The organism is Chryseobacterium sp. KMC2 (assembly GCF_016756935.1).
In the GTDB taxonomy this organism is placed as follows: domain Bacteria; phylum Bacteroidota; class Bacteroidia; order Flavobacteriales; family Weeksellaceae; genus Chryseobacterium; species Chryseobacterium rhizosphaerae.
The window spans coordinates 126,402-140,551 of record NZ_JAESIT010000011.1 but is presented as its reverse complement, the minus strand read 5'-3'; the positions used below and the strand labels follow the sequence as shown (position 1 = coordinate 140,551).

The window sequence follows — 14,150 nt, the reverse complement described above, 5'->3', positions numbered from 1 at the left end:
ATGTTAAAGTTTATTATTTCGTTTGAGCTGGTTGTGGATTTGCCGGTTGTGGAGCCTGTTGCTGTGCAGACGGATCCACTTGTAATCCTTGTGGCATTTGTTGCGGAGCTTGATCTACTCTTGGCGCTGCAAGACCTGTCAATTTATCCAAAATAGTTACCAATTCCTGTTCTCCCAGGTTCACAAATGATCTGCTGGCAATTTTACCATCTTTGTCTATGATTACAAAACAAGGTAATTTAAATCCGTATACACCATATTTTTTAGCGATCTCAGATTCCATACCTTTTTCTCCGTAAACATTTACTCCCTGAATACCTTTCAATAGAGAATTGCTGGTTTTTACAAACTGATCTTTTGTATCATCTACATTGACAAACACAAAGTTCATTTTAGATTTATAAAAGTTAACAACTTCTTTCAATACAGGTACTGTAGCTTCGCTGATATAAGGGTTCCAAGATGCATAAAAGAATAACATATAGGGTTTTCCTTTATTTTCAGAAAGATTATAAGCCTTTCCGTCCTGTTTCACCAAAGGAGCTTCCGGAGCTGCATCTCCAATTTTAAGCCCTGTAATAGCCATCTGCATTTTAAGAAGGTCACTTTTAATAGTCGCATCTTTAATATCTGAATCAATAATTTTCTTGATTTTATCAATTCTGTTGGCAGGAGTCGTTGGATGAATATCAGTCTGAGCCATTACAAAAGCTAAAAGATAGTCTTTTGCAGTTTGAGAGATATCCTTTTTAGTCTTCAGATATTGTGCAAACAATTCTGAAGTGGTAATATCAGTCTTTCCTTTACTGTTTGCTTCTGCATACTTTTGGAAATCAGGCGTCATTTTTACAAGTAAATACTGTCTGTAAAGCGGTATTGTTTTTACCATTGCTTCTTTATCATCTTCCAACTTCACTTCATAATCTTTAAAAGCTTTAGAAGATTTATAAGCTAGATTACCAGCCATTGGACCATGTGACATTTCGTAATTAGCCAATAAATTAAGGATCGTTACTTTAATATCATTTTTCTTCCAGGTGATAAGTCCTTTACTAGGATTATTTTTCGCAGCCAGATCATCTACATTTTTGTTGATATCAGCTTCTATTTTATGAATGCCCTTTAAGAATGCTGCTTCATCACCAGCCATCAGCTGGTTTAGATTTAGCTTACTTCCGTACTCACCCAAAAATTTCTGGGTAGCCTGAAGAAAATCATTATTCTTTTTAGCATCTCCGGTTATAACAAATTCATTTGGGAAAGTCATTCCATTTCCTGAGATATTTACATTTTGTCCCCCTTCAAGATAGATCAGGTTTTGTCTGTTAGCATAATTAATAACATACATTCCATCTTTAGGAGCTTCGAAGCTTCCTGAAAAGTTTCCGTCTTTATCTAAACCTATATTAATTAAAGGCAGAGTCCCTACTCCAGAAGCTTCTACAAATTCAATTCTTTCTAATGGAGCACCTCCGGTAATTTTCCCTTTTACTTCTACTTTTTTTGAACAAGACATCACGAAAATCGCGATGATAAACAATAAAAGATATTTTTTCATTTCAATTTTTAAATATTACACAAAAATACGCTTTTTAAGGCTTCTTAATTAACACTAATAATTTTTTTTAGAAATTTTCTTATCCCCTATGAAAACAGGCATTTAAGTTTCTGTTTCAGACATAATTAATCTCTTTGCAATGTCTCAGAATTGTTTATTAAAGCAATTCTATTACCCACCAAATATAGACTTATTAAACAAAGAATACCAAAGCATATTAATAAGTTAACAAACTTTAACAGGGGGAATATTCTGCATAAAAAAAGTCGCCTTCAAATGAAGACGACTTTTTATGTATCTGAATCAATTCTATCCTTGATCTACAAGAGCAGCCATATATTCTCTGTTCATTCTTGCGATATTCTCAAGAGAAATACCTTTAGGACATTCTATTTCACATGCTCCGGTATTTGAACAGTTTCCAAATCCTTCTTCATCCATAGCTTTCACCATGTTCAGAACTCTTCTTTTTGCTTCTACCCTACCTTGAGGAAGTAAAGCAAACTGAGAAACTTTAGCTCCCACGAATAACATGGCAGATCCGTTTTTACATGTTGCTACACAAGCTCCACATCCGATACAAGCAGCAGCATCCATAGCTCTGTCTGCATCTTCTTTAGGAACCGGAATAGCATTCGCATCCAACGTATTTCCTGAAGTATTCACAGAAACGAAACCACCTGCAGCCATTACTCTGTCAAATGCACTTCTGTCTACCATTAAGTCTTTAATAACCGGGAAAGCAGCACTTCTCCATGGTTCAATAACGATGGTTTCACCGTCTTTGAACATTCTCATGTGAAGCTGACAGGTAGTAATCCCTGTATCCGGACCATGTGCTCTACCATTGATGTAAAGAGAACACATTCCGCAGATCCCCTCACGACAGTCATGGTCAAAAGCGATCGGCTCTTTTCCTTCGTTAATTAAATTTTCGTTCAGGATGTCCAGCATCTCCAAAAATGAAGAATCTGTGGAAACATCTGATATTTTATAGGTCTCAAACTGACCTTTAGTTTTACTATTTTTTTGTCTCCAAATTTTCAGCGTAAGATGTAAGCCTTTTTTTGCACTCATAATTTTTTATTTATAGGTTGGAGATTATTTGTAACTTCTAGTTTTAACCTCGATGTTGTCATATATCAGGTCTTCTTTATGCAACACTTCCGCGTTGATATCTCCTCCCTGATATTCCCAAGCTCCGACGTATTTGTAATTTACGTCATCTCTTTCCGCTTCTCCGTCTGGAGTTGAGTGATCCTCACGGAAATGTCCACCACAAGACTCGTTTCTGTGTAGTGCATCGATAGCCATTAATTGTCCTAATTCAAGGAAGTCTGCTACTCTGAATGCTTTTTCAAGCTCAGTGTTCATCCCTTCTCCTTCACCAGGAACTTTTACATTTTTCCAGAAGTCGTTTCTTACTTCTTCAATTTCTCTGATCGCTTCTCTTAATCCTTCAGGAGTTCTTCCCATCCCTACTTTATTCCACATAATGTGTCCTAATTGTTTATGGAAATGATCTACTGAATGAGTTCCTTTATTATTTAAGAAGAAATCAATTTTCTCTTTAATCCCCTTTTCAGCTTCATCAAATGCTCCTGAATTGGTAGGAATTTCTCCTGTTCTGATATCTGCAGAAAGATAATCTGCAATAGTATAAGGAAGTACAAAATATCCGTCAGCAAGCCCCTGCATCAAAGCAGATGCTCCAAGTCTGTTTGCACCGTGATCAGAGAAGTTAGCTTCACCAATTACGAAACATCCAGGGATAGTAGACTGAAGGTTATAATCAACCCAAACACCTCCCATAGTATAGTGAACTGCAGGATAAATCTTCATTGGAGTTTTGTAAGGATCATCAGCAGTAATCTTTTCGTACATTACGAATAGGTTACCGTATTTCTCCTCAACCCAGCTTTTACCTAAATCATAAAGCTGTTGATCAGTTGGGTTATGAATATGTTTTTCGATAGCGGCTTCTTTACCTTTCTTCATGATTTCTGTAGAGAAATCCAGGTAAACACCTTCCTGTGTATCATTATTTTCAATTCCGAAACCAGCATCACATCTTTCCTTAGCTGCTCTTGACGCAACGTCTCTAGGCACAAGGTTACCGAATGCAGGGTATCTTCTTTCTAAATAATAATCTCTATCTTCTTCTTTAATATTTTCCGGTCTCAGTTTACCTTCTCTGATGGCTACTGAATCTTCATGTTTTTTAGGAACCCAGATTCTTCCGGAGTTTCTTAATGATTCAGACATCAAAGTCAGTTTAGACTGCTGTGTCCCATGAACAGGAATACAAGTCGGGTGAATCTGTACGTAACAAGGGTTTGCAAAATAAGCTCCTTTTTTGTGGATCTTCCATGCTGCAGAAACGTTTGATCCCATTGCATTGGTAGAAAGGAAATATACGTTTCCGTATCCTCCCGAAGCAATTACTACAGCGTGTGCAGAATGTCTTTCAACTTCACCTGTTACCAGGTTTCTTGCAATAATACCTCTTGCTTTTCCGTCAACAATAACAAGGTCTAGCATTTCATGACGGTTGTACATCTTGATTCTACCTTTACCGATCTGACGACTCATTGCAGAATAAGCACCTAACAACAACTGTTGTCCAGTCTGTCCTTTTGCATAGAATGTTCTTTTTACCTGAACCCCACCAAATGAACGGTTATCTAGCTGGCCACCGTAATCTCTACCGAAAGGAACTCCCTGAGAAACACACTGGTCAATAATATTTGCAGAAACTTCAGCTAATCTGTAAACGTTAGCTTCTCTTGCTCTATAGTCACCACCTTTGATTGTATCATAGAACAATCTATAGGTAGAGTCACCGTCACCTTGGTAATTTTTAGCAGCATTGATCCCCCCTTGAGCCGCAATAGAGTGCGCTCTTCTTGGAGAATCCTGATAACAAAATGCTTTCACATTGTATCCTTGCTCAGCTAAAGTAGCAGCAGCAGAACCTCCTGCCAAACCTGTACCTACAACAATAATATCAATCTTATCTCTGTTGTTTGGTGCAACAAGGTTCATATGGTCTTTATGATTTTTCCACTTGTCTTTAAGAGGACCCGCTGGAATTCTTGAATCTAATTTACTCATACTAGTATATTGATATTATTGAGTTATAAAATGAAAAACAGCAACTAAGATAAACCCTGCAGGAATAAGGATTGAATACCATTTCCCAAAAGCTTTGATTACTGGTGTATACTTTGGATGTCTTGCTCCCACAGACTGGAATGAAGACTGAAATCCGTGCGCTAAGTGCAATCCTAATAATACAAAAGAGATCACATATAGAGCCACTCTCCAAAGGTCAGCAAACTTCTCATGAAGTTCCGGCCAGAAACGTTCTGCATCAGGAGCGATTCCTTCCACATACTTGTAATTAATTTCATGAAGCCAGAAATCATACAAGTGAAGCGCTAGGAAAGCTAAAATAACAGCACCGGAAATAATCATATTTCTGGACATCCATGAAGAATTCACAGAAGCATTGTTTGCTGCGTACTTTACCGGACGCGCTTTATTATTCTTAATTTCCAGTACAAACCCCATCGCAAAATGGAAAATTACTGCAAAACCAAGAATAGGCTGCATTAAGAACTGCACAAAAGGATTATAGCCCATAAAGTCAGAAGCCGTGTTAAAGGCGTCCTTATTAAGAACTGATAACAAATTGGTCGTCAAATGCAGTATAAGAAAAATCAGCAAAAACATAGCTGATAATGCCATAGCATATTTTCTACCTATCGTAGAACTCGTTAAACCTGCCATATAAGTTTAAATTTGAATTTCCCACAAAATTAAGGAATGTTAACAATATTGAAAAGTGAGAAATCTCACAATTAACCAGTTTGTAATCTTTCTAAATAAGACTACGCAACGATAAACAGAGCGTAATTAATCAGAAAGACTCTATCCTATTTTACTTCATAAATCTGATCCTGAAAAACAATTTTCCGAACAGAAGAAGGGAAGCTTTTTATCTCAAAATGTGCGATCCTCCTCGATGAACAGTAAGGATTGATAAAATACCGGATAACCCTGTCCCGATCTGTCCTTTCTGAAATCCAAAAACAGGCCTCATTTCCTTTCTTTACCAAAAACACTTTATTTTTATTGAATTCTTGAAATAACACCTCTTCTCTCTGATTTTCAAAAACATCACTCCCTGTTCTTATTATTAAAAAGGCCAAAAAAGACATTGAAAGCCTCATGGAACTTTTAAAATTAAAGTCTAAAATTACAGACCTCAGTAAGTAGACCACTCCCAATACTGATATGACTTCAGGTAAATTCATAGGTATATTTTCAAAAAATAACACATCGGTCTCTGCAAACCAGTGAATCACCTTTAGTAACAGCAAGATAGCATTATCATATACTACAGTAATGAACATAAAGTCAATCCTAAAAGCGATAAGAATTGTCATTAAAAATGAAAATACAATAATGACTTCTGAAAAAGGAACAATAATACAATTGGCAATGACTGAAATAAAGGAAAACTGATGGAAATAATATAACACCAAAGGAAGTGTTGCCAGCTGTGCAGCAATGGAAATCGTAATCGTATTAAAGAGTAATTTTTTCCAATAATGATCCTGTTTTGGAAATTTTCTCAACAGAGGCTCATTTAACCAAAAAATTCCCAAAACAGCCAAAAAGCTGAGCTGAAATCCAATATCAAAAAACTGCTGGGTATCAAAAACAAGAATAATAAATGCAGATAACCCCAGTGCATGCAGCAGATCTGTTTTTCTCTGAAGTAAAATATAAATAAAATATACCGTCAGCATAATGCAAGATCGTAAAACAGAATTTCCAAAACCTATAAAACCTGCAAACAGCCAGATAAAAACCAAACTGAAAATGACAGCATACTTTCTTAACCGCAAAGACATACACCGAATCTGTAAAAAATAAAACATCCCAAAGATCACAACAATATGAGTTCCAGAAATAGCCAGTAAATGAATCAACCCGGATCTGTTGAAGTCCCGGACTGTTCCTGCATCAATTTCTGTCCGGTCAGCCAGGATAATTCCTTTTAAAAAAGTTTTGGCTTTTTCAGACATTCCCGTTTTGTCAATTCTTTGCAGAATCTCAAGTCTCTGTTGCCTCACTTTATCAAAAAAACTTAAATCTCTTTTCTCAGCTGAAAAAATACTTTTTGAAAGATAACATTGGTATTCAATATTTTTCCTTTTCAGATACCTGGCATAATCGAACTGAAAATCATACTTCGGAGATTTTATGCGTGTCAGATAAGCTTCGGCTTTGTAGTAATGTTTAAAATCAAGTTCATGAGCATCTTTCGGAATGTATAAAATGGTATTAAAGCTCTTCTTCCCAACCATGGCTATTCCTTCGTACCTTTTATACTTCTCCGTTGTATTCAATTTCTGAGAAATATTGAAAATAACAGTTTCTTTTTCTTTAACAGCTAATCCTGCAACAGAAGAAAAGGTATTGAAAAAATGAAAAATAATTCCCAATCCAAAAAACAACACACCCAGCAAAACCGGTTTAGATTTGTTCAAAAAATAGGAATAAAAAAATAACGAAACTACAATTCCAAGGCAAAGAAGCATGCCGGAATAAACAGTAATACCTTCCCATAAAAAATGATCCTGAAAAAGAATTCCAAGGATAAAACATAACGTTAGAATAAGGAGAGGTTGTTTGTTCACATTTCCAATCAATTACATTACCAAAGTAGGAAATTAATCAATTGGATTTCGACTCTACGATCACTAAAAAACGCTCTATACCTCATCAAAGAGATTAACAGAGCGCTTATTTTTTTGCTATCAATTTAAGTTTTTATAAAAAAGTTTTTACTTCCCTTTTAAAAACTTATCCGTTAAACGTTTTGTTTCTTTAATGTACATCCATGGATCTTTTCCATAGTCTTCATATGTAAAACTACTTGTCTTTTTGGGGCTAGCAGGTTCTATTTGTGTGCCTTCATGCCATTCATTAAAAGATGTGACTCCAATCCATTCAGGCTTCACTTTTATAGCAGCATCAAACATACTTTCATAATATTTTCCATTCTCACGGCTTTTGAAATTAGCTTCATTCCACGGCCTGATCCTAGTATCAGAATACCCAGGTCCTACACAAGGTATAAAAATTAGCTTATGGTCTTTTGCAAATCTGGAAAGAAAATCCCAGTTTGAAGTGGTGCTTCCATATACAAAACCTTCACTCGCAAAATAGGTATAAAAACCATCAAAGCCGGAAGTTTCAAAAAAAGCAGCATCTTTTTCCTCCACCCACAACCCTATATAAAGAGCGTCAAGTTCCGTATCACGCACCGTTTTCTCTCCATTCTTAGAAAGAAGCTTTGACCATTCTTCCGGAGAAATTTTATAGCTGTCATAAACGTAAAACATAGGTTTCCCATCTTTTTTATAAAAGGCATGATGAGCAGAATAGGTTTTAACAAGATAGGAAAGCTGATCTCTGAGCTCAGTAATTGTTTTATAAAACGGCTCTATGTGAAATGCAATTTTCAGATTAAAACGATCTGCAATATCTAAATATTTCGAAACACTTTTATCTGTAAAAGAATCTTTTCCCAACCAACTGATAACCACAACACCAACACCTGATTCTTTGATCATTTTCATATGTTTTTCAATGATCTTTACATCATTAGAGCTGTAGTTTCCTAAAGCAGGATAAAAATTGGCTCCAATATCATCATCTCCTTTATAATGTCCCAGATTATTCCATTTAGGATTATTCCAATGAGGGATAATTTCATGATTCCAATGCTGAAGACTCCCATCTACTGCCTGATTTCCATACCAGCCGTAATAAAATATCTGAACTTTATCTCTTGGAATATTCTCCTGAGCAAAACTTTTTGAGAAAAAGAACGTACATGCAACAAGTAATAAAAAACGTTTCAAATGATTCATTTTCAATAGAGTAATTAAATTATCAAGAATTAAATAAATTTCAGACCTTCAAAATCACCTCAGCCGCATGGTCACTAGCCCCTTTACCTCCCAGCTTTTCTCTTAGAAGGCTATACTCTTTCAGTACCTGTTCTCTTTTTTCTCCTTCTAAAATTTTGGCAAGCTCATCTACCAGATTTTTAGTGTTCAGATCATTTTGAATCAGTTCTTTCACCACTTCTCTGTCCATAATCAGATTGACTAAAGAAATGTAATTGATATTTTTCACTAATCTTTTGGCGATTGCATACGAAATTGTACTGCCTCGGTAGCAGACTACTTCAGGGATATTCAACAGGGCGGTTTCCAGAGTAGCCGTTCCGGAAGTTACAAGAGCTGCTTTTGAACATCTCAATACATCATAAGTTCTGTTGGAGACAAAATGAACATTGTCATCCACATATTTTTGATAAAATTCTTTCGGAAGACTGGGTGCCCCGGCGATCACAAACTGGTAGTTCTTGAAATGAGCCCTTACCGAAAGCATTATTTCAAGCATTTTTTCCACTTCCTGTTTTCTGGAACCCGGCAGAAGGGCTATAATTTCTTTGTCATTCAATCCGTTTTCCTTCTTAAACTGCTCTGTACTGATTTCTTTAAGATCCGAAATAGCATCAAGCAAAGGATGTCCTACAAAATGGGAATGAACACCATGTTTTCTGTAAAAATCTTCTTCAAACGGAAGTATGACCATCATTTCATCCACATATTTTTTAATGGTTTCCACACGTCCTTCCTTCCATGCCCAAAGCTGTGGAGAAATATAGTAAACTACTTTGATTCCCAACTCCTTGGCAAATCTGGCAATTCTTAAATTGAAACCGGGATAGTCTACCAATATTAAAACATCCGGTCTGTTTTTTCTGATATCTTCTTTGCAGAATGCAATATTATTTAGGATGGTCCTCAAGTTCATAACAACCTCCAAGAATCCCATAAAAGCCAGGTCACGGTAATGCTTAACCAGTGTTCCTCCCTGAGCTTCCATCAGATCTCCGCCCCAAAACCGAAATTCCGCATTCGGATCTTTTTGTTTTAAAGCTTTCATTAAATTGCTCCCATGCAGATCACCGGAAGCTTCTCCTGCAATAATGTAATATTTCATTTCTTCCGAAATCTTTATTATTTGTTTTTTAATACCCACTGTAAACCTACCATTATCGGATCATTATGAATCATGGGCGGTCTCTATGGTAAGGATAGAGAACAAATTAAAATATATATTGATCTTAATTTGTAAATTTGTTCAAAGATAATGATAAAAATGTCAGAAGAATTTGAAATCCGAAATAAAGTTGCGGAAAGCGGCCTTGTAAATTTTGACCTTAGTACGTTGCTTCCAAAAGGGCAGAGAAAGGGTATTGACCTTAAAGACTTTCTTTTTCAGGAAATGATTCTGAAAGAAAAAGATTTCCGTGAAAAAGTGGAGCTCATCAATGTTGATGAATATAAGGATGCTTATATTTACATCTATAATTCTGTGGATACCATTATTCCTCTTTGGGCTTATTTTGTATTGACAGCCAAGCTTACGGAGGTTGCTAAAAAAATAGTTTTTGGAAACCGTGAGGATCTGGAAGTTATTTTGATGCACAATGCTATTCAGACTTATGATTTTGAAGAGATGAGAGGGAAAAGAGTTTTAGTAAAAGGATGCTCAGATAAAGAAATTCCGGAAAATGCCTACATCGAACTGGTAGAACAGCTAAAGCCACTTGTAAAGTCGCTGATGTTTGGAGAAGCATGCTCTAATGTCCCTATCATAAAGAACTAGGAATGAATAAATATATATCTGCAGGTTTTATATTTTTTATTTTCTTACTTATTTACTATCTCGGCAGTTTTACAAGAATTCCTTTCGCTGACGCTATCGGTTTTATACTTCCCGTAGAACAGGGAGATTTTGAGACAACGGCTACAGCGACTACTCATTTTCTGTATGTCAATACCGCTATTTTTATCAAGAATATTACAGGAATCAATGCTATTGAAGCCAGTCGGTTTTTAATTATCACGTCTGGTGCCCTTACTGTTTCCGTAATCTATCTTACCGTAAAAAGTATTACAAAGCTAGAATGGGCTTCTGTTGCAGCAGCATTTATTTTTGGATTTAGTTTTACGTTTTGGAAAAATGCAGAAATTGTAGAGGTTTATACCTATAATTCACTATGGCTAAGCCTTTTCTTTTTTTCCCTGGTCAAAAGTTTTGCAGAGCAAAAGAAGCTACACATTCCTTTAGCCGGATTCTTTTTTGCCATCAGTCTTTGGGTGCATATTCAGAATATTCTGCTGATTCCAGCTTTTATTTTATTTCTGTATTATTTCAGAAAAGAAACTAAGTATGTCTACTCCTCTTTATTGATTTTTTTACTGATCTTCGGGTCCATTACCGTTCTTAATGTTTCCCAGGGGTTATCTTTAAGTTCTCCTTATTTTTCTGAACGAGGAGAATGGCTTTCCAATTCATTCAAAAAAACATTTGTACAATACCTTCAGGACCTCGTTAAATCTGTAGTCTATATCATTTATAATTTTAATGTCTTTACACTTTTAGGGATTGCCGGGATCTATTTTTTATACCGGACAAATAAGAAAATGTTTTTTGTTTTCTTTACCGCTTCGTTATGTGTATATGGTTTTGCAACGTTCTATGCTGTTACGGATAACTACGTTTTCTTTATCCCTTTCAATATGATTTTTGCTTTATCTATAGGCTATGGACTATCTCAGGTACAATATCCGTGGGTAAAAAAATGGTCATGGGTATGTATTTTCATTCCCCTCTTCTATGTGCTATCCCTTCAAATTGTTTCATCAACTGAAAAAGGACAGGATTTTGGTAATTATAAAAAATACAAGGGCGGACTGGAATATTATATGTATCCATGGATGAATAACAATGTGGGGATTCTGGAATTCACAATAGACAAGAAAGTAGCCCCCGATCTTATCTTCTGGATGACCGAAGAGGCAGAAATATATATTGAGCTCCTAAAAAGCAAAGGATTTACTGAAAAAGAGATCAGAAAACTTTAACAATAATTATGACCTGAAGGCATTTTATGAACCATATTTTTTGATAACTTTGAGATAGTTAATACTTTAAACAAACACAAAAAATGAGCTTAATCGACCTACTTACAGGGAACACCAGCAACCAGGTTGCTGAACAGGCTGAAAACAAATTTGGAATCAGCAAAAATCAGGTCATCGCCTTATTGGCAGTAGCCACACCTCTTATCATTTCTTACTTAAGAAATAAATCTCAGGATGCTAAAGAAGCGGAAGCTTTAAACAGCGCTTTAGATAAAGATCATAATGGCAGTATTTTAAATGATGCATCACAAGTTGAAGCAAGACAGGCTGAAGGAGGATCTATTCTTGATCACATTTTCGGAGGGCAAAAAAGCACTGTAGAAAACCAGCTTTCCCAAAATACAGGAATTTCAATAGATAAACTGGGACCAATCCTGGCCATGCTAGCTCCTGTAGTAATGGGATATATTGGCCAACAAAAACAGCAAAACAATGTAGGTGCCGGAGGCCTAGGTGATCTTCTGGGGGGAATCCTTGGAAACGCATCCAGCCAGGCACAGGCTCAGCAATCAAGTCCTTTAAATGACATTCTTGGCAGCGTACTTGGTAATGGTGGACAATCACAATCATCAGGAAATCCACTGAATGATATACTGGGAAGTGTACTTGGTGGTGGAGGTAATACTCAACAACAGCAAGGAGGCCTGGGAGGTATCCTTGGAAATATTTTTGGAAAATAATTAGTTTAATTTGTTATAAAAAAAGACCGGAGATTAATTCTTCGGTCTTTTTTACTTATACTATTTCTTAGTTTTTTCTTCAGAGGCTACAATAGATCTTGAAGCTTTCCTAGGTCTCTTTTTCCCATAACTTCCCGAATTAATTTTACCTCTTCTAGATTTTTTGTCTCCTTTTCCCATAGTATTAAATGTTTGTTGTTCTACGAATATAGGAAATATACCATTAAAATCCAATCAATTACAGTGTTAAAAACTGCTAAAACAGGATGGATTTTAGGTAAGAGTACAATAGTTCTGCCTTAGTCTTTGTTACACTTTAACATTTTTCCATTTTCCTCTTTTAAATAAAATAAAGGCTACGATGGTAATAAGAGTTTCTGCTGCCGGGATTGAAATAAAAACACCTTTAGGTCCCATTCCAAAATGCTTTGCAAGAAAATAAGCCAAAGGAATCTGAAACAGCCAGAACCCAAAAAGATTGACCCATGTAGGTGTCCAGGTATCTCCAGCTCCATTAAAGGCATTGATCATCACCATACCTATTCCATAAAAAATAAATCCTATACTCATAATATGCAGGGCATTCTTTGCAAAATTCATGATCTCGGTTTCCTGAGTAAAGAAACTTACCAAAAAATTACCCATAAAAAGGAATATCAGACTGACGGCTAACATAAAAATCACATTATACTTCACCGTTTTCATGACTGCCTGCTCTGCTCTCAGCATTTCATTAGCACCCATATTTTGCCCTACCAAGGTGGAGGCGGCATTACTTAATCCCCACGCTGGAAGCATAAAAAACATCATCAGTCTCAGTGCGGTCTGATAACCGGCGGAAGCATTTTCTCCACCTGTGGTAGCTACCAGTTCCGCAAGAAAAATCCAGCTGCATGAAGCAATCACAAATTGAAAAATTCCAGGGGTTGCAATTTTTATAATAGATTTGATAGATTCAAAATCCGGTTTAAAGTAATCCATTCTAATCCTGATCTGGGTATCCGCAATCAAAAGATGATAAAGCTGATACAGCACTCCAATACTTCGTCCTATGGTTGTGGCCAATGCTGCCCCAGTAAGCCCCATTGCCGGAACCGGTCCTAATCCTTTAATTAAGATGGGGCAAAGGATGATGTTGGCAATATTGGCGATCCATAAACTTTTCATTGCAATCATAGCATTTCCTGCTCCTCTGAAGATTCCGTTAATTAAAAATAAGAGCATAATCACTGTACTGCTTCCCATCATAATTCTTGTAAAATCTTTACCATAAGCTGCCGCTTCGGGTTTTGACCCCATCAGGATTAAAATTTCCTCTGCGTAGACAACCCCCAGTAAACTCAAGACAAACGTGATAACAAATGAAACCAATACAACCTGTGCAGCACTTCTGGAAGCCTGCTCCGGATTCTTTTCTCCAATTCTTCTCGCTACCAATGCTGTGGCAGCCATACTCATTCCGATAGCAATAGAATACATTACAGAAAGTACAGATTCTGTAAGGCCCACTGTCTGAATGGCAAAACCGCTCTCTTTCAAATGTCCGACAAAATACAGGTCCACTAAAGCGAATACCGATTCCATTGCCATTTCCAACATCATAGGTATTGCTAAAAAAAGCACAGCACTTCTTATACCCACTTTAGTATAATCTACTTCTTCTCCGCTTAGGGCTCTTTTTATGAAATTGATATATTTTGTCATTCTATTTTTGGTTTACCTGACAAAAATATCAATTCAAAAACAATTAAGACTTAGCATATGGAAAGTTTTATAGAGATGACAAATCTTTGCTCTGTTCCGGGCAGAATTGAGCTTTATTGAGCT

Annotated in this window: 12 protein-coding genes; 3 read left to right on the top strand and 9 right to left on the bottom strand. The window is 36.3% G+C overall.

What is annotated here, in order from left to right; translation table 11 throughout:
* Positions 1-13 precede the first annotated feature (13 nt).
* The 7 genes from JML65_RS14550 to lpxB all read right to left on the bottom strand — a co-directional run bounded on the left by JML65_RS14550 (position 14) and on the right by lpxB (position 9,652).
* Complete coding sequence (locus JML65_RS14550) at positions 14-1,558, bottom strand: TlpA family protein disulfide reductase (protein WP_047488934.1); 1,545 nt, start codon at positions 1,556-1,558, stop codon at positions 14-16.
* 309 nt (positions 1,559-1,867) lie between these two features.
* Complete coding sequence (locus JML65_RS14545) at positions 1,868-2,635, bottom strand: succinate dehydrogenase/fumarate reductase iron-sulfur subunit (RefSeq protein WP_047488931.1); 768 nt, start codon at positions 2,633-2,635, stop codon at positions 1,868-1,870.
* Between the two features lie 24 nt (positions 2,636-2,659).
* Positions 2,660-4,672 (bottom strand): fumarate reductase/succinate dehydrogenase flavoprotein subunit, encoded by a 2,013-nt coding sequence (locus JML65_RS14540; RefSeq protein ID WP_047488928.1) that lies wholly within the window; start codon positions 4,670-4,672, stop codon positions 2,660-2,662.
* A gap of 15 nt (positions 4,673-4,687) precedes the next feature.
* Positions 4,688-5,350, bottom strand: a complete 663-nt coding sequence (locus JML65_RS14535; protein ID WP_047488924.1) for a succinate dehydrogenase cytochrome b subunit — start codon at positions 5,348-5,350, stop codon at positions 4,688-4,690.
* A 146-nt stretch (positions 5,351-5,496) separates the two neighbouring features.
* Complete coding sequence (locus tag JML65_RS14530) at positions 5,497-7,269, bottom strand: ComEC/Rec2 family competence protein (RefSeq protein WP_202271249.1); 1,773 nt, start codon at positions 7,267-7,269, stop codon at positions 5,497-5,499.
* Positions 7,270-7,416: 147 nt separating this feature from the next.
* On the bottom strand, positions 7,417-8,508 hold the full coding sequence (locus tag JML65_RS14525) for a glycoside hydrolase family 99 protein (RefSeq protein ID WP_202271248.1): 1,092 nt from the start codon (positions 8,506-8,508) through the stop codon (positions 7,417-7,419).
* 40 nt (positions 8,509-8,548) lie between these two features.
* Positions 8,549-9,652, bottom strand: a complete 1,104-nt coding sequence (gene lpxB / locus JML65_RS14520; protein WP_047489041.1) for a lipid-A-disaccharide synthase — start codon at positions 9,650-9,652, stop codon at positions 8,549-8,551.
* Between the two features lie 159 nt (positions 9,653-9,811).
* Here lpxB and JML65_RS14515 point away from each other — a divergent pair, with 159 nt between their 5' ends.
* The 3 genes from JML65_RS14515 to JML65_RS14505 all read left to right on the top strand — a co-directional run bounded on the left by JML65_RS14515 (position 9,812) and on the right by JML65_RS14505 (position 12,323).
* Complete coding sequence (locus tag JML65_RS14515; RefSeq protein ID WP_047488918.1) at positions 9,812-10,321, top strand: DUF2480 family protein; 510 nt, start codon at positions 9,812-9,814, stop codon at positions 10,319-10,321.
* Positions 10,322-10,323: 2 nt separating this feature from the next.
* Positions 10,324-11,583: a protein O-mannosyl-transferase family gene (locus JML65_RS14510; protein WP_202271247.1), complete on the top strand. Its 1,260-nt coding sequence runs from the start codon at positions 10,324-10,326 to the stop codon at positions 11,581-11,583.
* Positions 11,584-11,666: 83 nt separating this feature from the next.
* On the top strand, positions 11,667-12,323 hold the full coding sequence (locus JML65_RS14505; protein WP_047488909.1) for a DUF937 domain-containing protein: 657 nt from the start codon (positions 11,667-11,669) through the stop codon (positions 12,321-12,323).
* Positions 12,324-12,383: 60 nt separating this feature from the next.
* Here the strand turns inward: JML65_RS14505 and JML65_RS14500 are convergent, their stop codons facing one another.
* Positions 12,384-12,503: a 30S ribosomal protein THX gene (locus JML65_RS14500; protein ID WP_081989009.1), complete on the bottom strand. Its 120-nt coding sequence runs from the start codon at positions 12,501-12,503 to the stop codon at positions 12,384-12,386.
* Positions 12,504-12,632: 129 nt separating this feature from the next.
* Positions 12,633-14,027, bottom strand: coding sequence for an MATE family efflux transporter (locus JML65_RS14495; protein WP_047488906.1), 1,395 nt, complete (start codon positions 14,025-14,027; stop codon positions 12,633-12,635).
* Between the last annotated feature and the right edge of the window lie 123 nt (positions 14,028-14,150).